Origin of the sequence: Pseudomonas sp. SB113, from assembly GCF_040754745.1 — a bacterium.
GTDB classification, from domain to species: domain Bacteria; phylum Pseudomonadota; class Gammaproteobacteria; order Pseudomonadales; family Pseudomonadaceae; genus Aquipseudomonas; species Aquipseudomonas grimontii.
On the sequence record NZ_JBFMHW010000005.1, the window covers coordinates 46,526 to 70,748 of the forward strand.

Consider the following 24,223-nt stretch of genomic DNA (forward strand, 5'->3'; position numbering starts at 1 on the left):
TCCCACACTTGATCACTTTTTGGCCGCAACCATCGCCATGAACGCCGGCATTGCGGCCTCCCTGTCCGCCACCACCTTCTGCGCATTGGGCATGGCATGCAGTCGCTCCAGCAACGCTTTGGCCGCCGGCAATTCAGCCAACAGGTCCAGGCCAAACAGCTTCTCGCCCACGGCACAGGCGAGGTTCACGCTGTACATGAAATACAGATCCGCAATCGTAAAGCTCTCCCCCGCCACATAAGGCGCGAACTTGCCGTGCCGACCTAAAGAACCGACCCCCAGCAGCAACTCAGTCCTGGATTTCTCCTTGATCGCCTCCGGCACCCGCATACCGAAAAACGCCTCGGCAAAACACGCGCGGGCGGGCAATTCGATGTACAGCTCGATTTCCCTGCACAACGCCAGCACTTGGGCACGCTGGAACGGGTCGGCAGGCAACAGCGACGGGCCTTCCTGGGTGTGCTCGATGTATTCGAGGATCACACTGGTTTCGTTGATAAAACCCTGCTTCACGGCCAACACCGGCACCTTGCCGCGCGGACTGACCGCCAGGGCCTCCGGGGTTTGCCGGGCATAAAAAGGCACCTCCTCAAAAGGCAGGCCTTTCTCCAGCAGCGCCAGTTTCACCATGTTGTAGTAGTTGCTGACCGAAAATCCGTAAAGCTTGAGCATCGCAAAGCCTCCAGGCCGTGTGCGGGGTTGGCTGCAAGAGGTATAGATCCCCAGGCCCGGCCTGACCAGCAGCATCACCCGCCTGAATGGGGGTAGACTGGCGCCCTTTCCTTGAGGAGCCTGCCATGAGCGAGCCGACCGATATCGACAACGACGAAGAAGAGTTCACCGAAAACACCTTGATCGAAGCGATCGAAAACCAGATCGAAAGCGACAACCCACCTGCCGCCAAGGCCACTTTCAACAAACTGACTCTGGTGGGCTATGAACGTGAAGAGATCCTGAATCTCATGGCTCATGTGCTGGCTTTCGAGATCGACGCGATGCTGGATGAAGACCGCGCATTCAATACCGAATGGTATGAAACAGCGCTGCGGGCACTGCCTGAGCTGCCGCCCGAAAAGGAATAATCCCGGTACACCGCAACACGCTGGACAGTTCGGCAAAGTGCGTTCACCTTATGGCCTGCTAGCCTCTAATAAATTTTAGAAAGTCTGGAGTCCTTATGTCGTATACCCCTGAGTTGGTTGCCGAACTGGAAATCCTTGCACTCTTCAACCTGGGCAGCTCCCAGGAAGGCCTGAAAGTCCACCAGACCGCCGCTCCCACTGCCATCGCCGCTGCCCGGCGCCTGTATGACAAAGACCTGATCGACCAGCCAGATGGCGGTTATCTGACGAGCCTTGGCCGGGATGCTGCCGAGCACGCACAAAGCCTGCTGACTATTCTGACTACCGCCACGACCAAAGAAGCCGCCTGATACCGGATACCGCCCATGGAGTCCGCCCAGCGGATTCCGAGGGCGTTGCCGTCGAAGCGAGAAAATTCTGACGTCAAAAACCATTTCCCTCTAAACCTCCTACGCGACTGGCTGTAAACTCCTACATGGCCGCCCGCGTCGGGCCCTGCGAGCCACCGAGTTCGACATGACCCGCACCCATGAAATCCGCCCCGACCTGGACGAAGGCATCGACCGCAAGGTGCTGGCCCAATTACGCGCGCGCTTCATGGCCCTCAATGATGGCCGCATGGCTCGTGCCGTCGAGGGGCTGACACCGCGCCAGCAAAGCGTGCTGACCCTGCTGCCGCTGTTTTTTCACGTCAATCATCCGCTGTTGCCGGGTTATGTATCGGGCAGCACGCCGGCCGGGCTATCGAACTTCGAGCCCGACGCCCAGGCACTCACAGAAGCCCAGCGCCTGACCCGCTCGTTCTCTTACAAGCCGCGTCCGGTCAATCAACCCAAACCGATCCACGGCCTGTTCCTGATGGGCAGCCTCGGCACCCTAGCCCAGGCCGACCAGAGCGACATGGATGTGTGGGTGTGCCACGCACCCGACCTGGGCGAAAACGAGCTCGCCGAGCTGCGCAAAAAATGCCAACTGCTGGAAGCCTGGGCCCTGAGCATGGGCGCAGAAGCGCACTTCTTCCTGATCGAGCCGACGCGCTTTGTACTCGGCGAGCGCGACACCCAACTCAGCTCCGACGACTGCGGCACGACCCAGCATTATCTGTTGCTGGACGAGTTCTACCGCACCGCGATTTGGCTGGCCGGGCGTACGCCGATCTGGTGGCTGGTACCGGTGTATGAAGAGACCCGCTATGCGGAATTCACCCACACGCTGATCTCCAAGCGCTTTATCCGCGCCGATGAAACCCTCGACCTTGGCCACCTGGCACGTATCCCCCCCGGTGAATTCATTGGTGCCGGGCTGTGGCAACTGTTCAAGGGCATCGAGTCGCCCTACAAGTCGGTACTCAAGCTGCTATTGACCGAGGTCTACGCCAGCGAGCACCCGAACGTGCACTGCCTGAGCCTGCGCTTCAAGCGCGCGGTGTTCGCCAACCACATGGACCTGGATGAGCTGGACCCGTACATCGTGGTGTACCGCCGTATCGAGGAATACCTCAAGGCACGCAACGAGCCGGAGCGCCTGGAGCTGGTGCGTCGCGCCCTGTACCTGAAGGTCAACCGCAAGCTCAGCGCCGGCCAGCGCAGCACCAGTTGGCAACACTTATTGCTGGAGCGTCTGGCCCATGAGTGGGGCTGGGACCAACGCCAACTGGCGCTGCTGGACAGCCGCAGCCAGTGGAAGGTGCGCCAGGTGGCTTCCGAGCGCCGTGCCCTGGTCAGCGAGCTGAACTACAGCTACCGCTTCCTGACCCAGTTCGCCCGGACCGAACAGACCGTCAGCCTGATCAACAAGCGCGACCTCAATGTGCTGGGACGGCGCCTGTATGCCGCCTTCGAACGCAAGGCCGGCAAGGTTGAATTCATCAACCCCGGCATCGCCCCGGACTTGGCCGAAGACACCCTGACCCTGGTGCAATCGCCCAACCGCAAGGAGCCCGGCCAGCACCACTGGGGCCTGTACAACGGTAACCTCACGGCCCTGGAATGGGAGCACTTCGCGCCGATCAAGCGCAGCCGCGACCTGCTGGAAATGCTCACCTGGTGCCACCGAAACGGCGTGATCGACAGCAGCACGCGCCTGGCGCTGCATCCCGGCACCAGCGACATGACCGAATTCGAGCTGTTCAACCTGCTGGGCAGCCTGCAACAAACCATCGCCTTGCCCCTGGCCAGCGTCGATGAAGCACGCCTGCTGCGCTCGGCAGTGCCCGAGGAGGTGTTGCTGCTGATCAACGTCGGCGTCGATCCGCTCAAGCATCATCGCGACCTGAATATCCTGATGACCACCGAGCGCACCGACTCCCTGAGTTATGCCGGTGTGCGCGACAACCTGGTACTGACCTTGGACCAGGTCACGCTCAACAGCTGGAACGAGGTGATGGTCAGCCGCTACGACGGCCCCCATGCCCTACTCGACTGCCTGCGCGACTACCTCAACCAACTGCCGCCGGATCATCTGCCTCGGCTGCGGGTGCGCTGCTTCTGTCACAACCGCGCGCAGTTCATTGCCCAGCGCGTGGAAGAAATCTTCGACACCGCGCAGAACCTGCTGCTGGGCCAGGGCAATCACCGCTACTTGCTCCAGGTGCAGCAGCACTATCACGTGATGGAGTTGATGCCGGGCCAAGCCACCCACGTATCACTGGCGACCCAGGACGCGCTGGTCGCCTACCTCAGCGAAGAATTGGCCAGCTACAGCCCGCTGCATCTGGATGCCATGGCCCTGGAAGACCACGACCTGGCACTGTTGCTACCCATGGGCATGGCCGATTGCGTGCAGGTGTTCTACCGGGTCAACGAAGGCTTCGCCGAGCTCTATGTCCTGGATGAATTCAACGCACTCTGGCAGCAACGCTTACCGTTTCATGATGAACAGAGCCTGTTGGCACCGCTGCAGCGCTTTTTGCAGTCGATCATCTACCGCCGGGAAGCGCTATCGCCCCTGGACACGCAACAAACGTTGGGTGAGGTGCAAACCTTGTACTACCAACTGTTGCCGTCGGGCAGCACGCGCGCGCGCGGCGTCGAGCCGCGGCCGGCCCCGCAGAATCCGGCCAACAAACCGTTTTATGACGTGCAGGCGATTATCGGCAAGGCGGCGCCGGGCCAGGTGGGCATTACCCTGTACTGCAATCAGCGGGAGTTTTCCGAACTGGAGTTCGGCGACCAACTGTTTGCGGTGGTCGCCCAGGAAATCGTCGGGCAACGCCGGGAAACCGAACGCTACCGCTGCTACATCACCGACCTCGACCTGTCGGGGCTGCTCGGTGATGTGCAAAGCCCGAGCAACCTGTACCTGCGCTACAAAACCGAGCTGGAAGAGTCACTCAATGCGGCGTTGAATCAGGTTTAGAGCGCGAAGGCACCGCCGTCGGTGGGCTGACCTTCAACGCTGAGCAGTTCAAGCTTGAGGGTCTTGCCGCCGGGTGCTGGCCAATCAATGTGTTGACCCACCTGCAAGCCGAGCAAAGCACTGCCGACTGGTGCCAGGATCGAGATCTTGCCTGCGTCGGCGTTCGCGTCTTTCGGGTAGACGAGGGTCAGGTGGTAGTCCTTGCCACTGCCTTGCTCCCGGCAATGCACGCTGGAGTTCATGGTTACGACCGTTGCAGGCACTTCATCGTGACCAACCACTTCTTCGGCGCGGTCGAGTTCGTGTTGAAGGGCTTCGACACCCGGCGAGTCCTCGCCTACACGGTCAATCAGTTGCTCAAGACGCTGCACGTCGAGACGGGTAAGAATGATGGAAGGTGCGGTCATGATTCAGGCAGACTCCTTTTTTCTGCACAAAAAAGCAAAACCCCGCCAGGAAAAGGCGGGGTTCTCACGGACCTCGATGAGTTGAGGTGTACCCGGACACTACCACAGCACGGCAAATAAACAAGACGGGGTCAAGGCGCGGCTTTACGTTGCTCGGCCTGGGCCACGATCACTCGACGCCGCTGATCATCGGCGGAGCGCCATTCACGGATGTCTTCCACATGGCGGAAGCAGCCGAGGCAGACTTTTTGCTCGTCCAGGCGACACAAACTGATACAAGGTGACGGCACCGCCGGGCTGACATTACTGAACAGCGGCTTGGGCGGGCGTGCGGGTGCAGGCTGGGTCACGGTCAAATCTCGTCGAAATCCAGCTCGGCGCCGGTATATTCGTGGACCAGGCGCGTGAGCATCTCGCCCAACAACTCTTCACTCTTGTCGCACTGCCATTTGCCGCTTTCTTCGTCGTAGTCGAAGTGAACGCCGCCGGAGCGCGCTGCCAGCCACAGCTGACGCAGCGGTTCCTGGCGACTGAAGATCAGTTGCGGGCCGCTCTCGAACTTGACGGTCAGCACGCCGGCCGAGTTTTCCAGGTCCACGTCCAGGCCGCTGTCGTCAAAAATATCTTCCAGCGCCTGCTGGGTCGCATCCACCAGGTCGTGAAAACGGGCTTCGGTCAAACTCATTGTGGCAACCTCAAAAGTGTCTGGTTTTGCTCAAGCGCCGCACGATACGGGCGAGCCCCGCCGATTGCAAAGGATACCGATTTCAACACGATTGACGGCGTGAAATATCCTCAACCAGCGTAGTCCGCTTCTCAGCTATCTCGGCAAACCCCCGCCGGACGGGTATTTCAGCGCATAGGCAAGCTGGCGGGTGGTCGGTATACTCGGGCGCAATTAATGCATATTCAAGGATTTCGCCATGAAGCGCCTGATCTCTTCCCTTGCTGCGCTCGTCGCGGTCGCTTGCCTCGTTAGTGCCTGTGGTCAAAAAGGCCCGCTGTACCTGCCCGATGACAGCAAAGACCCGAATGAACAGGCGCAATCGTCGCAAAAGCCATCCAAAGCGCATAAGCACGACACCTACGAATAAGGGAGCTCCATGGACGCTTTTAACTACCGGGACGGCGAGCTGTTCGCGGAAGGCGTGGCGTTGTCCGCGATTGCCCAGCGCTTTGGTACCCCGACCTACGTGTACTCCCGTGCGCATATCGAAGCCCAATACCGCTCGTTCACCGACCCTCTCGATGGCGTACCGCACCTGGTGTGCTACGCAGTCAAGGCCAACTCCAACCTGGGTGTACTGAATGTCCTGGCGCGTCTGGGCGCCGGTTTCGACATCGTCTCCCGTGGCGAGCTGGAACGGGTACTGGCCGCCGGTGGCCAGGCTGACAAGATCGTGTTCTCCGGCGTCGGCAAGAGCCGCGAAGACATGCGCCGCGCCCTGGAAGTCGGCGTACATTGCTTCAACGTCGAATCCACCGACGAGCTGGAGCGCCTGCAAGTCGTCGCGGCCGAGATGGGTGTTCGTGCGCCGATCTCCCTGCGCGTCAACCCGGACGTCGATGCCGGCACCCACCCGTACATTTCCACCGGTCTCAAAGAGAACAAGTTCGGCATCGCCATTGCCGACGCCGAAGACGTGTACATCCGCGCCGCCCAACTGCCGAACCTGGAAGTGCTGGGTGTCGACTGCCATATCGGCTCGCAACTGACCACACTGCCTCCGTTCCTGGATGCCCTCGACCGCCTGCTGGCATTGATCGACCGCCTGGGCGAATGTGGCATCTACCTGCACCACATCGACCTCGGTGGTGGCGTGGGCGTGCGTTATCGCGATGAAGAGCCACCGGCGATCGCCGACTATATCCAGGCCGTGCGCGAACGTATCGAAGGCCGCGACCTGACGCTGATGTTCGAGCCGGGCCGCTATATCGTCGCCAACGCCGGCGTGCTGCTGACCCAGGTCGAGTACCTCAAGCACACCGAACACAAGGATTTCGCCATCGTCGATGCGGCGATGAACGACCTGATCCGCCCGGCGCTCTACCAGGCCTGGATGAATGTCACCGCCGTGACGCCTCGCAACAGCGAAGCGCGCACCTATGACATCGTCGGCCCGATCTGCGAGACCGGCGACTTCCTGGCCAAGGATCGTCAGCTGGCCCTGGAAGAAGGCGACCTGCTGGCCGTGCATTCGGCCGGTGCCTATGGGTTTGTCATGAGTTCCAACTACAACACCCGCGGACGTACCGCCGAGGTGTTGGTGGACGGTGATCAAGCGTTTGAAGTGCGTCGCCGCGAGACGGTAGCCGAGTTGTATGCTGGCGAAAGCCTGCTGCCGGAGTAAGCCATGCTGCTGCGTTTTACCAAGATGCACGGGCTGGGCAATGATTTCATGGTCCTCGACCTGGTCAGCCAGCACGCGCACATCCTGCCCAAGCACGCTAAACAGTGGGGCGACCGGCATACCGGGATTGGTTTCGACCAATTGCTGATCGTCGAGGCGCCAAGCAACCCGGAGGTGGATTTCCGTTATCGGATCTTCAACTCCGACGGTTCCGAAGTGGAACAGTGCGGCAACGGTGCGCGCTGCTTTGCACGCTTTGTGCTGGACAAGCGCCTGACCGCCAAGCGGCAGATTCGCGTCGAGACCAAGAGCGGCGTGATCGAGCTGGATATTCGCAGCGACGGCCAGATCAGCGTCAACATGGGCGCGCCACGCCTGGTGCCGGCGGATATTCCGTTCCAGGCGAGCGAGCAGGCCACCAGCTATGCAGTGGATGTCGACGGCAAGATCGTCGACCTGGCGGCCGTCTCCATGGGCAACCCCCATGCCGTGCTGCGGGTCAACGACATCAACGCTGCACCCGTGCATGAACTGGGGCCGAAGATCGAACACCACCCGCGCTTTCCGGCGCGGGTCAATGTGGGCTTCCTGCAGGTGATCGACCGTTCCCGCGCGCAATTGCGTGTGTGGGAACGCGGCGCCGGCGAAACCCAGGCCTGCGGTACCGGTGCTTGCGCCGCTGCCGTGGCCGCGATCAGCCAGGGGTGGATGGATTCGCCGCTGTTGATCGACCTGCCCGGTGGACGCTTGTCCATCGAATGGGCAGGCCCTGGCCACCCGGTGATGATGACCGGGCCGGCCTCGCGCGTATACGAAGGACAGGTCCGTCTATGAGTGAGCCAAGCTAATGACCGATAAGCCTCAAGTGCCCGCACAAGCTACCCCGAGCGAAAGTCTGGAGGCCGCTGCTGTCGCGGCGTACCTTGAGGCTAATCCGGATTTCTTCGTCGAACACGAAGAACTGCTACCGGCCCTGCGCATTCCCCACCAGCGCGGCGATACCGTGTCGCTGGTGGAGCGACAGATGAAGATCCTGCGCGAACGCAACATTGAAATGCGCCATCGGCTTTCGCAGTTGATGGACGTCGCCCGCGACAACGACCGCCTGTTCGACAAGACCCGCCGCCTGATTCTTACACTGATGGACGCCACCAGCCTGGAAGAAACGGTCATCGCCGTGGAAGACAGCCTGCGCCAGGACTTCCAGGTTCCGTTTGTCAGCCTGATCCTGTTCAGCGACAACCCGATGCCGGTGGGTCGCTGGGTCAGCGGCGGCGATGCGCAAACCGCGATCGGCGGCCTGCTTTCCGAAGGCAAGACCATCAGCGGCACCCTGCGCGAGCACGAGCTGGACTTCCTGTTCGGCGCCGAACAGCGCAAGCAGATCGGCTCTACCGCCGTAGTCGCCCTCAGCCATCAAGGCCTGCACGGCGTACTGGCCATTGCCAGCCGCGATCCCGCGCACTACAAGAGCTCGGTGGGCACCTTGTTCCTGACCTATATTGCCGAAGTGCTGGGCCGCGTCTTGCCACGCTTCACCACCGCCCTGCGCGCGGTGCGCTAGCCATGGAACGGCAACTGGACGCTTACTGCGCTCACCTGCGTAACGAGCGCCAGGTGTCACCCCATACCCTGGAGGCTTACCGACGGGACTTGAACAAGGTCCTGGCGTACTGCGAGAAACAGCAGGTCACCAGCTGGAAGGCCCTGGACATCCAGAACCTGCGCAGCCTGGTCGCACGGCTGCATCAGCAAGGCCAGTCCTCGCGCAGCCTGTCACGCCTGCTGTCGGCGGTGCGCGGTCTCTATCACTACCTCAATCGCGAAGGCCTCTGCGACCACGACCCGGCCAATGGCCTGTCCCCGCCGAAAGGCGAACGACGCCTGCCCAAGACCCTGGACACCGACCGTGCCCTGCAATTGCTCGATGGCGCCGTGGAGGACGATTTCCTCGCCCACCGCGACCAGGCGATCCTCGAGCTGTTCTACTCTTCGGGCCTGCGCCTGTCGGAGCTGACGGGCCTGAACCTCGATCAACTCGACCTGGCCGATGGCCTGGTGCAAGTGCTCGGCAAGGGCAGCAAGACCCGGGTGCTGCCGGTAGGCAGGAAAGCCCGCGAAGCCCTGCAACTGTGGCTGCCGCTGCGCGCCCTGGCCAACCCGGTGGACGACGCGGTGTTTATCAGCCATCAAGGCCGGCGCCTGGGGCCACGGGCCATCCAGTTACGGGTCAAGGCCGCGGGCGAGCGCGAGCTGGGGCAGAACCTGCATCCGCATATGCTGCGGCACTCCTTTGCCAGCCATATGCTGGAATCGTCCCAGGACCTGCGCGCCGTGCAGGAACTGCTCGGCCACTCCGACATCAAGACCACGCAGATCTATACCCATCTGGACTTCCAACACCTGGCAACGGTCTACGACAGCGCCCATCCACGGGCCAAACGCATCAAGGACGGCGACTCATGAGCATCAAGCTGATCACTTTCGACCTGGACGACACGCTCTGGGACAACGTACCCGTCATCATCAGCGCCGAAGCGTCGATGCGCGAATGGCTGGCGGTTAACGCCTCCAAGGTGGGCGACCTGCCGCTGGAACACTTCGCCAGCCTGCGTCAGCAGGTGCTGCAACGTCATCCCGAACTCAAACACCGCATCAGTATCCTGCGCCATCGGGTGTTGATACATGCGTTTGAAGAGGCCGGGTATCCACAGCCTGAGGCCACGGAAATGGCTGATGTGTGTTTCGAAGCATTCATTCACGCCCGCCATCAACTCACTCCCTTCCCTGAAGCGGAGCCGATGCTGCAAGCGCTGCGCCAGCACTTTCTGCTGGGTGTGATTACCAATGGCAATGCCGATGTGCAGCGTGTGGGCCTGGCGGACTACTTTCACTTTGCCTTGCGCGCTGAAGATATCGGCATCGCCAAGCCGGATGCGCGGTTGTTTCAGGAAGCGCTGCAGCGAGGCGGAGTGGATGCCAGCGCGGCGGTGCATGTTGGCGATCACCCTGGGGATGACATTGCCGGGGCGCAGCAAGCGGGGCTGAGGGCGGTGTGGTTTAACCCCACCGCCAAGGTGTGGGAAGCAGACAAGCGTCCCGACGCGGAGATTCGTAGCCTGACTGAGCTACCGGAGTTGCTGCGCAGTTGGCAGTAGCACCAGAGATCCAAGCCCCCTCCCACATTTGGATTACCACAAGGCTCAAATAAATCATCAGGCATGAAAAAACCCGCAGCGACGGCGGGCTTTTTCTTACAAGCAGGTGGCTGACCTTAGATAGGTCGGCTGCCGTACTTGTTATCCGGCTTCTTGGGCGGGTCTGCAACCACATTGGGCTCGACTTCGACCACTTTGCCGCCTTTGGCAAGAAACTCTTCCATCGCACGGGCCAACGCATCGCGCTCTTTGTTCTTGGCCTCAACGCTCGGCAATTCGTCTACCGACACAGCAGCCTTGGCCTTGCCTTTGGCAGCTGGAACAGGAGCGTCATCACCACCGTCGTCTTCAGCGACGTCTTCCGCCGCCGCTTCAAGACCTTCTTCGGTGTCGTCTTCGTCACCTACTTCGAGTTCGTCGTTTTCCAGATCATCGTCGCTCATGTTCTACCTCATGACTTGCGAAAAGCAGATTAGTTATAGCCCAGCTTCGCCCTCTGTCGAGGTTGCCGGAAAAAAATCAACATCCACTGGATAACCAGTGGCTTATGCCCCATCACCGTGCAAGGTGGCGAGGACTTTACGAGCACCGCCATGATCACGGTGCTCGCCCAGATAAACACCTTGCCAGGTCCCCATCGCCAAGCGGCCGGCCTTGACCGGCAAACTCAGCTGGCAGCCCAGGAGACTGGCCTTGAAGTGCGCCGGCAGATCATCCGGACCTTCGTCGTTGTGTTCGAACCCGGCACGGCCTTGCGGCACCAGCGAGTTGAAAAACCGCTCGAAGTCACGGCGAACCGCCGGGTCGGCATTCTCGTTGACGGTCAACGAGGCCGAAGTGTGCTGCAACCACAGGTGTAACAGGCCGACGCGACACGCCTTCAATTCAGGCAAGCCGGCAAGCAACTCATCGGTCACCAAGTGAAAGCCCCGGGGCTTGGCCCGCAGGGTAATCAGGGTCTGTTGCCACATACAGTTCTCCGCCCATCGGCGCGCATTCTAGCGCGCTCTGGGAAAAAACAAAGTGCCGAATACGCCTACATGCCTGTAAGACATTCGCACGGTGGAAAGTGCCGCGTGCGCCCCATCACAAACTCGACGCAAAAACCGGTACAGCTTGTTATCACTGACAAACGCCAGGCAAAAAAATGCCCGGCAAGCCGGGCATCTTTTTTTCGCGTACTTACAGGTTGTAGCCGCGTTCGTTGTGTTGCGCCAGGTCGAGGCCGACAGCCTCTTCCTCTTCGGTAACCCGCAGCCCCATGACCGCGTCCAGCACCTTGAGGATGATGAAGGTCACGATAGCCGTGTAGATCACGGTGAAACCGACACCTTTGCACTGGATCCAGACTTGAGCTGCGATGTCAGTCACGGTGCCGAAGCCGCCCAATGCAGGGGCTGCAAACACACCGGTGAGGATCGCGCCGACGATACCGCCGATACCGTGCACACCGAATGCGTCCAGGGAGTCGTCGTAGCCCAGCTTGCGCTTGAGGCTGGTGGCGCAGAAGAAGCAGACCACACCGGCCACCAGGCCGATCACCAGGGCGCCCATCGGGCCAACAGTGCCGGCGGCCGGTGTAACGGCTACCAGACCAGCCACGACACCCGAGGCGATGCCCAGTGCGCTTGGCTTACCGTGAGTGATCCACTCGGCGAACATCCAGCCCAGTGCTGCAGCAGCGGTCGCAATCTGAGTCACCAGCATCGCCATACCGGCGGTGCCGTTGGCCGCAGCCGCAGAGCCGGCGTTGAAGCCGAACCAGCCGACCCACAGCATGGCCGCACCCACCAGGGTGTAACCCAGGTTATGAGGCGCCATCGGGGTGGTTGGGAAGCCTTTACGCTTGCCGAGCACGATACACGCCACCAGGCCAGCTACACCGGCGTTGATGTGCACCACGGTGCCGCCAGCGAAGTCCAGCACGCCCCAGTCCCACAGCAGGCCACCGTTGCCGCTCCACACCATGTGGGCGATTGGCGCATAGACCAGGGTGAACCAGATAGCCATGAAGATCAGCATGGCGGAGAACTTCATGCGTTCGGCGAACGCACCTACGATCAGCGCCGGGGTGATGATGGCGAAGGTCATCTGGAAGGTGATGAACACTGCTTCCGGGAACAGCGCAGCCGGCCCGGTGATGCTGGCCGGGGTCACACCCGCCAGGAACGCCTTGCCCATGCCGCCGAAGAAGGAGTTGAAGTTGACCACCCCCTGTTCCATACCGGTGGTATCGAACGCGATGCTATAGCCGTAGATGACCCACAGAATGCTGATCAGGCCCGTGATGGCGAAGCACTGCATCATCACCGACAGAATGTTCTTGGAGCGCACCATGCCGCCGTAGAACAGCGCCAGGCCTGGAATGGTCATGAACAGCACCAGCGCGGTGGATGTGAGCATCCAGGCGGTGTCGCCGGAATTGAGGACTGGAGCAGCCACTTCGTCTGCCGCCATGGCCAGGCTTGGCATTACGATGGACAACAGGGCTCCGAGCCCTGCGAATTTACGCAGAGTCATATTGTTTTCTCCTGGGGCGTTGGGGTTTGGCGGCTTAGATTGCGTCGGTATCGGTTTCGCCGGTACGGATGCGAATAGCCTGTTCCAGATTGACCACGAAGATCTTGCCGTCACCAATTTTGCCGGTGTTGGCGGCCTTGGTTATCGCCTCGATAACCCGGTCAAGATCCTTGTCGTCAATGGCGACATCAATCTTCACCTTCGGCAGGAAATCGACTACATATTCCGCGCCGCGATACAGCTCGGTGTGACCCTTCTGCCGACCGAAGCCCTTGACCTCAGTAACGGTAATGCCCTGCACGCCGATCTCGGACAACGACTCGCGTACATCGTCCAACTTGAACGGCTTGATGATGGCAGTGACTAGCTTCATGAAAACTCTCTCCCGAATTGGTGGACTTGCCCCAGGAAAACAAACCCGTCTCAAGTCTAAGCGCAGTGCCTGGCTTTGTAACGCATCGTCGCAAGGGCAATTGCCATTGCGACGCCAGCGAACCACTGGTGACGAAACCTGTACCCCTGATCCGTCGGCGCACTGCATTCGTCACAGCGACTGCATCAGTGCATGGGTCATGATCGTCTAAGCAGAAACCTTGCCAGCTCCGTAAAAATCACTGAAATCAGTCCTTTGCCCACTCAAGCCCACCAGCGGGGCTATCTGGCGACGGCAATGCGCACGAAAACGGTGCATAGCCGCCCAGCCTGATGCGCGAAAAGCGTGCGACTCAGGCCGTGAAAAAGACTATAGACGCTGCGTGATACACTGCCCGCCAACAGTTTTCCGGAATATTCCCCATGCTCGCGCCCAAAGACCTCCTCGACGCCCTGAGCGGCCATGCCTCTCGCCTGTTCAGCGGCGACACCCCGCTGCCCCGCAATGAAATCGAAAGCCAGTTCAAGGCCTTGCTGCAAAGTGGCTTCAGCAAGCTCGACCTGGTGAGCCGGGAAGAGTTTGATAGCCAGATGGTGGTTCTCGCCCGCACCCGTGCGCGGTTGGAGAGCCTGGAGGCTAAGGTCGCAGAGCTGGAAGCGCGGTTGAGCCCTCCTGCTGAATAAACGCGATCAATGTGGGAGGGGGGTTGCTCCCTCCCACATTTGCTCTGGATACGTTCTGTAAAACCTCCCCGCCTCGCGTCCCCCCACCTCGTCTACCCTTGAAAAACCGCAGGAAGCGGCCTCCCCATTCAAGGAACGAGCATGTCCCTCGCCATCGTCCACAGCCGCGCCCAGATCGGCGTCGAAGCCCCTGCCGTCACCGTCGAAGTGCATATGGCCAATGGTCTGCCGTCCCTGACGCTGGTGGGGCTGCCCGAAACCGCGGTCAAGGAAAGCAAGGACCGCGTGCGCAGTGCCATTCTCAACTCCGCGCTGCAATACCCCGCCCGCCGGATCACCCTCAACCTCGCGCCCGCCGACCTGCCCAAGGACGGCGGGCGTTTTGATCTGGCGATTGCCCTGGGGATCCTGGCGGCCAGTATGCAGGTGCCGGCGTTGATGCTCGATGACGTGGAATGCCTGGGGGAGCTGGCGCTGTCCGGTGAAGTACGAGCGGTAAAAGGCGTGTTGCCGGCAGCGCTGGCAGCGCGCAAGGCCGGGCGCACCGTGATAGTGCCGCGGGCAAATGCCGAGGAAGCATGCCTGGCTTCCGGGTTGAAGGTGATTGCGGTGGACCACCTGCTGCAGGTGGTGGCGCATCTGAATGGACATGTGCCGATCGAGCCTTACAAGTCCGATGGCTTGCTGTACTTGAACAAGCCTTACCCGGACTTGAGTGAAGTGCAGGGCCAACTGGCGGCCAAGCGCGCGTTGCTGATTGCGGCGGCGGGCGCGCATAACCTGCTGCTCAGTGGGCCGCCCGGCACCGGCAAGACCTTGCTCGCCAGCCGCCTGCCAGGTTTGTTACCCCCGTTGAACGAACAGGAGGCGCTGGAGGTTGCCGCGATTCAATCGGTTGTAAGCCTGGCACCGCTGAGCCATTGGCCCCATCGACCGTTCCGCCAACCGCATCACTCGGCATCAGGCCCGGCACTGGTGGGCGGCGGCTCGAAACCACAGCCGGGAGAAATCACCCTGGCTCATCATGGGGTGCTGTTCCTGGATGAACTGCCGGAATTTGATCGCAAGGTGTTGGAAGTGCTGCGTGAACCGCTGGAATCGGGGCATATCGTGATTTCCCGAGCCCGCGACCGAGTGAGTTTCCCGGCACGCTTTCAGCTGGTCGCGGCGATGAACCCCTGCCCTTGCGGCTATATGGGCGAACCCAGCGGGCGCTGTCGCTGTACGCCGGAGCAGATCCAGCGGTATCGCAACAAGCTGTCCGGGCCGTTGCTGGACCGGATCGATTTGCACCTCACCGTGGCTCGGGAAACGACTGCGCTGAACCCGATCCAACAGGCGGGCGAGGATACCGCCCATGCCTCAGCACGAGTCGCCCAAGCCCGCGAGCATCAGCAAAAGCGCCAGGGCTGTGCGAATGCCTTTCTTGATCTGCCAGGGCTGCGCGAGCACTGCAAGCTCGCGAAGGTGGATGAAGGCTGGCTGGAAACGGCCTGTGAACGACTGACGCTGTCACTGCGCGCGGCGCATCGGCTGCTCAAGGTGGCACGCACCCTGGCGGATCTGGATCAGGTGGATGCCATCTCGCGTGACCATTTGAAGGAAGCCCTGCAATATCGCCCGGCGGCGATCACTTAAGCTTGGCGCAGATCTAAATGTGGGAGGCGTTTTCCCCCTTCCACACTTTGTACAGCGGTGGCTCAGCGAAATCGATCCACCTCATGGCGCAGGCTCGCCGCCAGCGTCTCCAGCTCCTTGGCGGTAATCGCCAGGTTGGACACCACTTCACGCTGCTCGCTGTTGGCCAGCGCGATGCTCTGCAGGTTGCTGCTGAGCAGGGTCGCGGTGCTGCTCTGCTCCTGGGTGGCGGTGGTGATCGCAGCGAACTGCTGACCGGCCGAGCGGCTTTGCTCATCGATACGCGCCAGGGCCGAGGCCACGTCAGCGTTGCGCGACAGACCTTCCTGCATCAGCGCGTTGCCTTGTTCCATGGTGCTGATGGCGTTGCCGGTTTCCTTCTGAATGCTCTGGATCATCCCGGAAATTTCGTCGGTGGCCTCGCGGGTACGCGACGCCAGATTACGTACTTCGTCCGCCACCACGGCGAAACCACGGCCTTGCTCCCCTGCGCGGGCGGCTTCAATAGCAGCGTTGAGCGCCAGCAAATTGGTCTGTTCGGCAATCGAGGTGATCACGCCGACGATCCCGCCGATTTCCTGGGAGCGCTGGCCGAGGGTGTTGATCACCGTGGCCGTGCTGTTCAGGGCCGTGGCAATGTGTTCCAGGGACGACGACGCTTCCTGCATCGAAGTGCGGCCAATGCGGGTCTGCTGGGCGTTTTCCTGAGCCAGGCGTTCGGTATTGCCCATGTTGTCGGCGATATTCAACGACGTGGCGCTGAACTCCTCCACCGCGCCGGCCATGCTGGTGATCTCGCCGGACTGCTGCTCCATGCCCTCATAGGCACCGCCGGACAAACCGGACAACGCCTGGGCGCGGCTGTTGACCTCTTCGGCCGCGTTACGGATATGCGAGACCATGGTCGACAGCGCTTCGCCCATCTGGTTGAAGCTGCGCGCCAGTTGGCCGATTTCGTCATGGCTGGACACATTCAAGCGTGCGCTCAAATCGCCCGCGCCCAAGGCCTCGGCCTGACGCACCAGGTCACTCAGGGGCTGCAACTTGCTGCGCAGCAACCAGACCGTCGCGCCCACGGCCAGCAACATCGCCAGCACGCTGCCGATCACCAGGCGAATACCCACAGCCCAGGTCACAGCGCGGATTTCAGCTTTCGGCATGCTCGCGATTACGGCCCAAGGCCCGCCTTCGAACGGTACCGAAACGCTATAGAAATCTTCGTTCTTGTCGCTCCAGAAGCGGCCTTTGCCTGGGGTCTTGGCCAGGTCCAGCATCACCGGCACCGATTGATCCAGCGCCTGCACGCCGGCGGGTGGCACCAGCCAGTGCTTCTGCTCATCCAGCAGCGCAAGGGAACCGGTCTGGCCAATTCGGAAGCGCTTGAGGTTTTCGAATTGGACATTCTGCGCATCGGTGTAGTCAAAACCGATGAACAGCACAGCAATGACCTTACCGCCGCTGTCACGCACCGGGCTGTACTGGGTCATGTAGGAGCGATCGAACAATACCGCCCTGCCGATATAGGTCTGCCCACCCACAACGCGCTGATAGGCTGGGCCCTGACGGTCGAGGACGGTACCGATGGCGCGGTTGCCATCCTGCTTGGTCAAGGACGTGCTGATACGGATGAAGTCGTCGCCACTGCGCACAAATACGGTGGCCACGCCGCCGGACATTTGCTTGAACTCATCCACTTGATCAAAGTTGTTATTCAGCACCTCGCTGCCTAGGTACAGGCTCGGCGTCTGAACACCGGCCACGGTCACGGGCTGGTCCGCATGCACGCTCAACCCGGCGCCGAAGCGCTTTTCAAACAGCCCGCTCAAACGCTGAGTGCTCTCGCGCAAGGTGCCGTGGAAGGTATTGAGCTGGTCGGCGAGCAAACGCGCCTCACTGGCCAGGTGTTCCTCGCGGGTGTCGAGGTTGGCGGAGTCGAGGGAACGCAAGGCAAACACCGTACTGCCGCTGATAACGACAGCCAGAATCACGGCTAACGCGAGACCTAACTGGGAGGCGATCCGGGCGCGAGGTTGAGACATGACAGCTCCTGGCCGAGGCCAGGATCATCCTGATCTCATAGCGCTGCTCGGCAAATTATCTGATGGGAAGCGTTGGTGCACGATAGTTCCAACACACCTACTTCGGCGGGCTGAGGCAATACTTGAGCGATTAACAGGGGTATGACGCAAACGGTTGCCAACCAACATCTCCAACCCTTCAGTCGAGACGCTCTACCGCAGGCAACACCATGGCCTGTACCTCGCTTTGCAGAAAATCCGCCAAGCGTCGCAAGCGCTCGCCACCGGGGCGGGTTTTTGGCCACACCAGGTAGTAATTTTCCCCGCTGGCCACGGCCGTCGGCCATGGCAGGCTCAATCGTCCTTGGGCTACGTCTTCTGCCACCATCAGCAAATCGCCCATGGAAACGCCGTAGCCCCGCGCGGCGGCGATCATGCCCAACTCCAGGGTATCGAACACCTGCCCCCCCTTGAGTGACACTTGGGACGACAGCTGCATGCGCTCCAGCCAATTACGCCAGTCTCGCCGGTCGGGCGTGGGGTGCAGCAATTCGGCGGTGGCCAGGCGCGCGGCGTCCCAAGGACCCTCCTCCAGCAGGTTCGGCGCACCGACAGGAATCAACAGCTCGGGGAACAGGTAAATGGCCTCCCAATCCGCCGGAAAGCGCCCATCGCTCAGCAGCACCGCACAGTCGAAAGGCTCCTGATTGAAGTCCACCTCGTCCACGCTCATCCAGGCGCTGGTCAGTTGCACCTCATTGCCCGGCTGTAGCGCCCGGAAGCGGCTGAGCCGCGCCAGCAGCCAGCGCATGGTCAATGTGGAGGGGGCCTTCATGCGCAGGATGTCATCTTCGGCATTCAAGGTATGGCAGGCCCGCTCCAGCGCCGCGAACCCTTCGCGCACACCGGGCAACAACAGGCGCGCCGCCTCAGTGAGCTGCAAGGCGCGGCCGTTGCGCTGGAACAGGCGGCAGGCGAAATGCTCTTCGAGCGTGCGGATATGTCGGCTCACGGCACTTTGGGTAATCGACAGCTCCTCCGCTGCGCGGGTGAAGGAGTTGTGCCGGGAGGCGGCTTCAAAGGCACGCAACGCATAAAGAGGAGGAAGACGGCGGGACATAGGAAAGGCTCCGACAGTGCAGTGTCGAAACCCTACCAGAATCAAACAGGCATGAGTTTTAATCATGCGAACGATCGCTTTTATCCCTTTGTGCAATCGGCTGGGAGCGCCGAGAATCAACCCCTCCCCAACCCTCTGACTTTTTGAGCGTGATGATCATGCAGCATCCGGCACGTACCGAACTCTGGGCCATTCTGCGGCTGTCAGGGCCGTTGATTGCCTCGCAGTTGGCGCACATGCTGATGGTGTTGACCGACACCCTGATGATGGCGCGCCTGAGCCCCGAAGCCCTGGCCGGTGGCGGCCTGGGCGCAGCGAGTTATTCGTTCGTCGCGATTTTCTGCATCGGCGTGATTGCCGCCGTGGGCACCCTGGTTGCCATCCGCCATGGCGCGGGCGATATCGAAGGCGCCACCCGCCTGACCCAGGCGGGGCTGTGGCTGGCCTGGCTGATGGCCCTGGCGGCGGCCCTGCTGCTGTGGAACCTCAAGCCGGTGTTGCTGATGTTCGGCCAAACCGAAACCAATGTGCACTCGGCAGGGCAATTTCTGACCATGCTGCCGTTCGCCCTGCCCGGCTACCTGAGCTTCATGGCCCTGCGCGGTTTTACCAGCGCCATCGGCAAGGCCACTCCGGTGATGGTGATCAGCCTCGGCGGCACGGTAGTCAACTACCTGCTCAACCACGCGCTCATCGAAGGCATGTTCGGCCTGCCCAAACTCGGCTTGATGGGCATTGGTTTAGTCACGGCCATTGTCGCCAACAGCATGGCGCTGGCGTTGATGTGGTACATCCGCAGCAACCGAGCTTATGCAGCCTACCCGCTGGGCACCGGGCTGCTTCGCCTCAACACCCGGTACTTGCGCGAGCTGTGGCGCCTCGGCCTGCCGATTGGCGGTACCTATGCGGTGGAGGTCGGGCTGTTTGCCTTTGCAGCACTGTGCATGGGCACCATGGGCAGCACGCAGTTGGCAGCGCACCAGATCGCCCTGCAAATCGTGTCGGTGGCCTTTATGGTGCCGGCGGGGATGTCCTACGCGGTGACCATGCGTATCGGCCAACATTACGGCGCCGGGCAGTTGGTGCATGCACGCATGGCCGGGCGCGTCGGCATTGGCTTTGGCGCGGCGATAATGCTGGGATTCGCCGCGGTGCTGTGGCTGTTTTCCGATCCGCTCATTGGACTGCTTATCGACCACGACAACCCGGCGTTCCACGACGTGATCGTCCTGGCCGTCAGCCTGCTCGCCGTCGCCGCATGGTTCGAGCTGTTCGACGGCGTGCAAACCATCGCCATGGGCTGCATTCGTGGACTCAAAGACGCCAAGACCACGTTCCTGATCGGGGCGGGCTGCTACTGGTTGATTGGCGCGCCGTCAGCCTGGTTGATGGCCTTCACGTTGGGCTGGGGCCCGACCGGCGTGTGGTGGGGCCTGGCGCTGGGCCTGGCCTGCGCGGCGATAAGCCTGACCTGGGCGTTTGAAGCGAAGATGAAGCGGATGATTCGGCGCGAAGGCTCGGAGCCCGAAGCCGACACCGGGTTTCAGGCTGCACAGACCGACTAGAGCCCCTCCCCCACGCGGGTGTGCTGGCCGTTGCCGAAGGTCAGGTATTCCACCAGCTCCGGCAACGGCAGCGGCTTGCTGATCAGGTAACCCTGGGCCTGGTCGCAGCCGAACAACCGCAACAGTGCCAGTTGCTCGGGGGTTTCTACACCTTCGGCCACCACTTCCAGATTGAGGTTGTGCGCCAGGTTGATCATGGCGTGCACCAGCTTGCGGTTTTCCTCGCGCTCTTCCATGCCGCCGACAAAGCTCTTATCGATTTTCAACAAGGCGATCGGCAGGCTGTTGAGGTGCACGAACGATGAGAAACCCGTGCCGAAGTCATCCAGGGAAAACCGCACGCCCAGGCGGCCAAGGGCGTCCATGGTCTGCTTGACCAGGTCACTGCGGCGCATCACGGCGGTTTCGGTCAGTTCGAATTCCAGCCACTGCGCTTCCACGCCGCGCTCGCTGATCAGTCGGCTCAGCGTGGAGAGCAATTGGCTGTCCTGGAACTGGCGAAACGACAGGTTGACCGCCATATGCAGCGGCGGCAGGCCGCGTTCGCGCAGGTCCTGCATGTCACGCAGGGCCCGGGAAATCACCCAGTAACCCAACGGTACAATCAGGCCGCTCTGCTCGGCCAGGGGCACGAATTCGCTCGGCGGCAACAGGCCCCGCTCGCCGTGGCGCCAGCGCACCAAGGCTTCCAGGCCGACGATATGCCCGTCGTCCAGGTCGAGACGCGGTTGGTAATGCAGCTCCAGCTCATCGCGGCGCAAGGCACGGCGCAGCTCGCTTTCCAGGTCGGCCAGGCTGCGCGCATTGCGGTTGATGCGCTCATTGAAGATATGAAAGGTGCAGCCCTGGGTGCTCTTGGCTTGCTGCATGGCGATATGGGCGTGCCACATCAGCGGGTCGGCGCCGGCACGGGCGCGGGCATGGGCCACACCCAGGCTGCAACCGATCAGCAGGCTTTCGCCATCCACCCAATACGGCTCGGCCATGGCTTCGGTGATGCGCTCGGCCATCCACTCCGCACGCTGAGGCGCTCGGCGCGTATCGATCAGCAGGGCGAATTCGTCGCTGCCCAGGCGCGCCAGTTGATCACCGGCTTCGAGCTGGCTCTTGAGCCGCGAGACCACTTGCAGGATCAAGCGGTCGCCGGCCTGGTGACCGAGAGCATCGTTGGCATGGCGGAAATTATCGAGGTCCAGGTGACCGAGGGCCAGGCCGCGACCTTCGTTCTCGGCCAGCCGTGCGGCCAGCAGGGTCTGGAAGCCCTGGCGGTTGGCAATGCCGGTGAGCGGATCCTGCTCGGCCAGGCGTTGCAGGGTATTTTCCAGCACACCACGCTCACGCACATGGCGCAGGCAACGACGCAGTGTGTCGGCGTCCAACGCATTGCGGATCAGCCAGTCACTGACGCCAAGCGGCGAAACCAGCGGCTCCTGCTCCAACAACAACACGCACGGCAAACTGCAACGCCCAGGGCCGGGTTGCAGGCTGGGCGTAGTCAACAGCACGGCGCTGTCGTCGTCATCGAACAGACGACTCACCGAGTCCCAGTTTGGCGCGCTGATCAGCACAGCCCCATCGCCCATCGGCGCCAGGCACTCGCGCAACAACGCTGCCCACTCAGGCATATCGGCCAGTAGCAGCAAACGCAAGGGTTCGACAGGCGTAGACAAGCTAGCTCCCTAGACTCTGCAAAAATTCGTTGGCGGCGGGCATTATGACGTGCGGCCTGATAATCACCAATGATAGGGGTTATCAAATACGCAGGCTGTAAGCAATTGTCTTAAAACCCAGACATCCTGCGGCAAAGTATCAAAAGCGGCAAATTTAGATCGAGTGGTACGTCACACCGTCGATCCAGGGCAGCAGAATCTCGCCAGCCTGTTAAAATGCCCGCCCTTTTGAATAACGACTCCTAAAATTCCGTATGTCCCGACTCAATCCCCGGCAGCAAGAAGCCGTGAACTACGTCGGCGGCCCTCTATTGGTGCTCGCCGGTGCTGGCTCCGGCAAGACCAGCGTGATCACCCGCAAGATCGCGCACCTGATCCAGAACTGTGGCATCCGCGCCCAGTACATCGTCGCCATGACCTTTACCAACAAGGCGGCGCGGGAAATGAAAGAGCGTGTCGGCACCCTGCTCAAGGGTGGCGAAGGCCGTGGCCTCACCGTGTGTACCTTCCACAACCTGGGCCTGAACATCATCCGCAAGGAGCATGTGCGGCTGGGCTACAAGCCGGGCTTCTCGATCTTCGACGAGACTGACGTCAAGGCCCTGATGACCGACATCATGCAGAAGGAATACGCGGGCGACGACGGCGTCGACGAGATCAAGAACATGATCGGCGCCTGGAAAAACGACCTGATCCTGCCGCCCGAAGCCCTGGAAAACGCGCGCAACCCCAAGGAACAGACCGCCGCTATCGTCTACACCCACTACCAGCGCACGCTCAAGGCGTTCAACGCGGTGGACTTCGACGACCTGATCCTGCTGCCGGTGAAGCTGTTCCAGGAACACGCCGACATCCTCGAAAAGTGGCAGAACAAGGTGCGCTACCTGCTGGTGGACGAATACCAGGACACCAACGCCAGCCAATACCTACTGGTGAAGTTGCTGATCGGTACGCGCAACCAGTTCACCGTGGTGGGCGACGACGACCAGTCGATCTACGCCTGGCGCGGCGCCCGCCCGGAAAACCTGATGCTGCTCAAGGACGATTACCCGTCCCTGAAAGTGGTGATGCTGGAGCAGAACTACCGCTCCACCAGCCGTATCCTGCGTTGCGCCAACGTGCTGATCTCGAACAACCCCCACGAGTTTGAAAAACAACTGTGGAGCGAGATGGGCCACGGCGATGAAATCCGCGTGATCCGCTGCCGTAACGAAGACGCCGAAGCCGAGCGCGTGGCCGTGGAAATCCTCAGTCTGCACCTGCGCACCGACCGCCCCTACAGCGACTTCGCGATCCTCTATCGCGGCAACTACCAGGCCAAGCTGATCGAACTGAAGTTGCAACACCACCAGGTGCCGTATCGCCTGTCAGGCGGCAACAGCTTTTTCGGACGCCAGGAAGTGAAAGACCTGATGGCCTACTTCCGCCTGATCGTGAACCCGGACGACGACAACGCCTTCCTGCGCGTGATCAACGTGCCGCGCCGCGAGATCGGTTCCACCACCCTGGAAAAGCTCGGCAACTACGCCACCGAACGCAAGATCTCGATGTACGCCGCCACCGACGAAATCGGCCTGGGTGAACACCTGGACACGCGCTTCACTGATCGCCTGTCGCGCTTCAAGCGCTTCATGGACAAGGTGCGCGAGCAGTGCGCCGGCGAAGACCCGATCAGCGCCCTGCGCAGCATGGTCATGGACATCGACTATGAAAACTGGCTGCGCACCAACAGTTCCAGCGACAAGGCCGCGGATTACCGCATGGGCAACGTCTGGTTCCTGATCGAAGCGTTGAAGAACACCCTGGAAAAAGACGAAGACGGCGAAATGACCGTCGAAGACGCCATCGGCAAGCTGGTGCTGCGCGACATGCTCGAGCGCCAGCAGGAAGAAGAAGACGGCGCCGAAGGCGTACAGATGATGACCTTGCATGCGTCCAAGGGCCTGGAATTTCCCTACGTGTTCATCATGGGCATGGAAGAGGAAATCCTCCCGCACCGTTCCAGCATCGAAGCCGACACCATCGAGGAAGAACGGCGCCTGGCCTACGTGGGCATTACCCGCGCACGTCAGACACTGGCCTTCACCTTTGCCGCCAAGCGCAAGCAGTACGGCGAAATCATCGATTGTGCCCCCAGCCGGTTCCTGGACGAACTGCCGCCGGATGACCTGGCCTGGGAAGGCAATGACGACACTCCGACCGAGGTGAAGGCCGTTCGCGGCAACACCGCCCTGGCGGATATACGCGCGATGTTAAAGCGCTAGAATCGACTACTTTTTAA

The 24,223-nt window shown here is 61.3% G+C and carries 24 protein-coding genes; 13 read left to right on the plus strand and 11 right to left on the minus strand.

Translation table 11 applies throughout. The annotated features are described in order from the left end of the window. Positions 1-12: 12 nt before the first annotated feature. On the minus strand, positions 13-672 hold the full coding sequence (locus AB1462_RS08390) for a glutathione S-transferase family protein (RefSeq protein WP_367246575.1): 660 nt from the start codon (positions 670-672) through the stop codon (positions 13-15). A 125-nt stretch (positions 673-797) separates the two neighbouring features. Between AB1462_RS08390 and AB1462_RS08395 the strand changes: the two genes are divergently transcribed. The 3 genes from AB1462_RS08395 to AB1462_RS08405 all read left to right on the plus strand — a co-directional run bounded on the left by AB1462_RS08395 (position 798) and on the right by AB1462_RS08405 (position 4,439). After that, on the plus strand, positions 798-1,082 hold the full coding sequence (locus tag AB1462_RS08395) for a hypothetical protein (protein WP_090401518.1): 285 nt from the start codon (positions 798-800) through the stop codon (positions 1,080-1,082). Between the two features lie 95 nt (positions 1,083-1,177). After that, positions 1,178-1,432, plus strand: coding sequence for a TIGR02647 family protein (locus tag AB1462_RS08400; protein ID WP_034116378.1), 255 nt, complete (start codon positions 1,178-1,180; stop codon positions 1,430-1,432). A 166-nt stretch (positions 1,433-1,598) separates the two neighbouring features. Further along, positions 1,599-4,439, plus strand: a complete 2,841-nt coding sequence (locus tag AB1462_RS08405) for a class I adenylate cyclase (protein ID WP_315335363.1) — start codon at positions 1,599-1,601, stop codon at positions 4,437-4,439. Here the strand turns inward: AB1462_RS08405 and rnk are convergent. The 3 genes from rnk to cyaY form a co-directional block, all read right to left on the minus strand. Further along, complete coding sequence (gene rnk, locus AB1462_RS08410; protein ID WP_090401516.1) at positions 4,436-4,846, minus strand: nucleoside diphosphate kinase regulator; 411 nt, start codon at positions 4,844-4,846, stop codon at positions 4,436-4,438. The genes AB1462_RS08405 and rnk overlap by 4 nt on opposite strands. Before the next feature lie 131 nt (positions 4,847-4,977). Then, positions 4,978-5,196, minus strand: coding sequence for a DUF1289 domain-containing protein (locus AB1462_RS08415; RefSeq protein ID WP_090409849.1), 219 nt, complete (start codon positions 5,194-5,196; stop codon positions 4,978-4,980). 2 nt (positions 5,197-5,198) lie between these two features. Beyond that, positions 5,199-5,531, minus strand: a complete 333-nt coding sequence (cyaY, locus tag AB1462_RS08420) for an iron donor protein CyaY (protein ID WP_090401515.1) — start codon at positions 5,529-5,531, stop codon at positions 5,199-5,201. A gap of 238 nt (positions 5,532-5,769) precedes the next feature. Here cyaY and AB1462_RS08425 point away from each other — a divergent pair, with 238 nt between their 5' ends. Genes AB1462_RS08425 through AB1462_RS08450 form a run of 6 tightly spaced genes read left to right on the plus strand, consistent with a single transcriptional unit; the run spans position 5,770 to position 10,355 of the window. Continuing rightward, positions 5,770-5,940 carry a lipoprotein gene (locus AB1462_RS08425; protein WP_010207449.1) on the plus strand — a complete coding sequence of 57 codons (171 nt, stop codon included), beginning with the start codon at positions 5,770-5,772 and terminating at the stop codon, positions 5,938-5,940. 9 nt (positions 5,941-5,949) lie between these two features. After that, positions 5,950-7,197 carry a diaminopimelate decarboxylase gene (gene lysA / locus AB1462_RS08430; protein ID WP_090401514.1) on the plus strand — a complete coding sequence of 416 codons (1,248 nt, stop codon included), beginning with the start codon at positions 5,950-5,952 and terminating at the stop codon, positions 7,195-7,197. 3 nt (positions 7,198-7,200) lie between these two features. Next, entirely contained in the window at positions 7,201-8,031 is an 831-nt protein-coding gene (gene dapF, locus AB1462_RS08435) for a diaminopimelate epimerase (protein ID WP_090401513.1), read from the plus strand. Positions 8,032-8,044: 13 nt separating this feature from the next. Beyond that, positions 8,045-8,761, plus strand: a complete 717-nt coding sequence (locus AB1462_RS08440) for a DUF484 family protein (protein WP_090401512.1) — start codon at positions 8,045-8,047, stop codon at positions 8,759-8,761. A 2-nt stretch (positions 8,762-8,763) separates the two neighbouring features. Next, positions 8,764-9,663 carry a tyrosine recombinase XerC gene (gene xerC, locus AB1462_RS08445; protein ID WP_367246576.1) on the plus strand — a complete coding sequence of 300 codons (900 nt, stop codon included), beginning with the start codon at positions 8,764-8,766 and terminating at the stop codon, positions 9,661-9,663. Continuing rightward, positions 9,660-10,355 carry an HAD family hydrolase gene (locus AB1462_RS08450; protein WP_090401510.1) on the plus strand — a complete coding sequence of 232 codons (696 nt, stop codon included), beginning with the start codon at positions 9,660-9,662 and terminating at the stop codon, positions 10,353-10,355. Before xerC ends, AB1462_RS08450 begins: the two co-directional genes overlap by 4 nt. Positions 10,356-10,471: 116 nt before the next feature. On the opposite strand, the gene sutA is transcribed toward AB1462_RS08450, so the two are convergent. The 4 genes from sutA to glnK form a co-directional block, all read right to left on the minus strand. Then, the gene (gene sutA / locus AB1462_RS08455) at positions 10,472-10,798 is read right to left on the minus strand and encodes a transcriptional regulator SutA (protein WP_027608315.1); all 327 of its coding nucleotides are present in this window, start codon (positions 10,796-10,798) and stop codon (positions 10,472-10,474) included. Positions 10,799-10,900: 102 nt separating this feature from the next. Next, on the minus strand, positions 10,901-11,326 hold the full coding sequence (locus AB1462_RS08460) for a secondary thiamine-phosphate synthase enzyme YjbQ (protein ID WP_071485166.1): 426 nt from the start codon (positions 11,324-11,326) through the stop codon (positions 10,901-10,903). 211 nt (positions 11,327-11,537) lie between these two features. Further along, positions 11,538-12,875, minus strand: a complete 1,338-nt coding sequence (locus tag AB1462_RS08465; RefSeq protein WP_315335366.1) for an ammonium transporter — start codon at positions 12,873-12,875, stop codon at positions 11,538-11,540. A 34-nt stretch (positions 12,876-12,909) separates the two neighbouring features. Beyond that, positions 12,910-13,248 carry a P-II family nitrogen regulator gene (gene glnK, locus AB1462_RS08470; RefSeq protein ID WP_002555808.1) on the minus strand — a complete coding sequence of 113 codons (339 nt, stop codon included), beginning with the start codon at positions 13,246-13,248 and terminating at the stop codon, positions 12,910-12,912. A gap of 422 nt (positions 13,249-13,670) precedes the next feature. Here glnK and AB1462_RS08475 point away from each other — a divergent pair, with 422 nt between their 5' ends. Together AB1462_RS08475 and AB1462_RS08480 are read left to right on the plus strand one after the other, a co-directional pair. Beyond that, complete coding sequence (locus AB1462_RS08475; RefSeq protein ID WP_090401508.1) at positions 13,671-13,931, plus strand: accessory factor UbiK family protein; 261 nt, start codon at positions 13,671-13,673, stop codon at positions 13,929-13,931. Positions 13,932-14,072: 141 nt separating this feature from the next. Then, a complete protein-coding gene (locus AB1462_RS08480; RefSeq protein ID WP_367246577.1) occupies positions 14,073-15,569 on the plus strand; it encodes a YifB family Mg chelatase-like AAA ATPase in 1,497 nt (498 codons plus the stop codon). A 62-nt stretch (positions 15,570-15,631) separates the two neighbouring features. Here the strand turns inward: AB1462_RS08480 and AB1462_RS08485 are convergent, their stop codons facing one another. Together AB1462_RS08485 and AB1462_RS08490 are read right to left on the minus strand one after the other, a co-directional pair. Then, positions 15,632-17,608, minus strand: coding sequence for a methyl-accepting chemotaxis protein (locus AB1462_RS08485; protein ID WP_090401458.1), 1,977 nt, complete (start codon positions 17,606-17,608; stop codon positions 15,632-15,634). 178 nt (positions 17,609-17,786) lie between these two features. After that, a complete protein-coding gene (locus tag AB1462_RS08490) occupies positions 17,787-18,707 on the minus strand; it encodes a LysR substrate-binding domain-containing protein (protein ID WP_259191645.1) in 921 nt (306 codons plus the stop codon). 152 nt (positions 18,708-18,859) lie between these two features. On the opposite strand from AB1462_RS08490, the gene AB1462_RS08495 reads away from it, so the two are divergent. Continuing rightward, positions 18,860-20,272: a NorM family multidrug efflux MATE transporter gene (locus tag AB1462_RS08495; RefSeq protein ID WP_090401456.1), complete on the plus strand. Its 1,413-nt coding sequence runs from the start codon at positions 18,860-18,862 to the stop codon at positions 20,270-20,272. Here the strand turns inward: AB1462_RS08495 and AB1462_RS08500 are convergent. Then, entirely contained in the window at positions 20,269-21,942 is a 1,674-nt protein-coding gene (locus AB1462_RS08500; protein ID WP_090401455.1) for a bifunctional diguanylate cyclase/phosphodiesterase, read from the minus strand. The genes AB1462_RS08495 and AB1462_RS08500 overlap by 4 nt on opposite strands. Before the next feature lie 254 nt (positions 21,943-22,196). Between AB1462_RS08500 and rep the strand changes: the two genes are divergently transcribed. Next, a complete protein-coding gene (gene rep / locus AB1462_RS08505) occupies positions 22,197-24,206 on the plus strand; it encodes a DNA helicase Rep (RefSeq protein WP_027608306.1) in 2,010 nt (669 codons plus the stop codon). Positions 24,207-24,223 lie beyond the last annotated feature (17 nt).

Bases quoted from the DNA above. Each gene is read 5' to 3' on its own strand.
- lysA (WP_090401514.1), top strand. From the start codon at position 5,950: ATGGACGCTTTTAACTACCGGGACGGCGAGCTGTTCGCGGAAGGCGTG.
- AB1462_RS08400 (WP_034116378.1), top strand. From the start codon at position 1,178: ATGTCGTATACCCCTGAGTTGGTTGCCGAACTGGAAATCCTTGCACTC.
- AB1462_RS08490 (WP_259191645.1), bottom strand. From the start codon at position 18,707: ATGTCCCGCCGTCTTCCTCCTCTTTATGCGTTGCGTGCCTTTGAAGCC.
- cyaY (WP_090401515.1), bottom strand. From the start codon at position 5,531: ATGAGTTTGACCGAAGCCCGTTTTCACGACCTGGTGGATGCGACCCAG.
- AB1462_RS08390 (WP_367246575.1), bottom strand. From the start codon at position 672: ATGCTCAAGCTTTACGGATTTTCGGTCAGCAACTACTACAACATGGTG.
- AB1462_RS08395 (WP_090401518.1), top strand. From the start codon at position 798: ATGAGCGAGCCGACCGATATCGACAACGACGAAGAAGAGTTCACCGAA.
- AB1462_RS08485 (WP_090401458.1), bottom strand. From the start codon at position 17,608: ATGTCTCAACCTCGCGCCCGGATCGCCTCCCAGTTAGGTCTCGCGTTA.
- AB1462_RS08440 (WP_090401512.1), top strand. From the start codon at position 8,045: ATGACCGATAAGCCTCAAGTGCCCGCACAAGCTACCCCGAGCGAAAGT.
- glnK (WP_002555808.1), bottom strand. From the start codon at position 13,248: ATGAAGCTAGTCACTGCCATCATCAAGCCGTTCAAGTTGGACGATGTA.
- AB1462_RS08465 (WP_315335366.1), bottom strand. From the start codon at position 12,875: ATGACTCTGCGTAAATTCGCAGGGCTCGGAGCCCTGTTGTCCATCGTA.
- AB1462_RS08425 (WP_010207449.1), top strand. From the start codon at position 5,770: ATGAAGCGCCTGATCTCTTCCCTTGCTGCGCTCGTCGCGGTCGCTTGC.
- rnk (WP_090401516.1), bottom strand. From the start codon at position 4,846: ATGACCGCACCTTCCATCATTCTTACCCGTCTCGACGTGCAGCGTCTT.
- dapF (WP_090401513.1), top strand. From the start codon at position 7,201: ATGCTGCTGCGTTTTACCAAGATGCACGGGCTGGGCAATGATTTCATG.
- AB1462_RS08480 (WP_367246577.1), top strand. From the start codon at position 14,073: ATGTCCCTCGCCATCGTCCACAGCCGCGCCCAGATCGGCGTCGAAGCC.
- AB1462_RS08460 (WP_071485166.1), bottom strand. From the start codon at position 11,326: ATGTGGCAACAGACCCTGATTACCCTGCGGGCCAAGCCCCGGGGCTTT.
- rep (WP_027608306.1), top strand. From the start codon at position 22,197: ATGTCCCGACTCAATCCCCGGCAGCAAGAAGCCGTGAACTACGTCGGC.
- sutA (WP_027608315.1), bottom strand. From the start codon at position 10,798: ATGAGCGACGATGATCTGGAAAACGACGAACTCGAAGTAGGTGACGAA.
- AB1462_RS08495 (WP_090401456.1), top strand. From the start codon at position 18,860: ATGATCATGCAGCATCCGGCACGTACCGAACTCTGGGCCATTCTGCGG.
- AB1462_RS08475 (WP_090401508.1), top strand. From the start codon at position 13,671: ATGCTCGCGCCCAAAGACCTCCTCGACGCCCTGAGCGGCCATGCCTCT.
- xerC (WP_367246576.1), top strand. From the start codon at position 8,764: ATGGAACGGCAACTGGACGCTTACTGCGCTCACCTGCGTAACGAGCGC.
- AB1462_RS08405 (WP_315335363.1), top strand. From the start codon at position 1,599: ATGACCCGCACCCATGAAATCCGCCCCGACCTGGACGAAGGCATCGAC.
- AB1462_RS08450 (WP_090401510.1), top strand. From the start codon at position 9,660: ATGAGCATCAAGCTGATCACTTTCGACCTGGACGACACGCTCTGGGAC.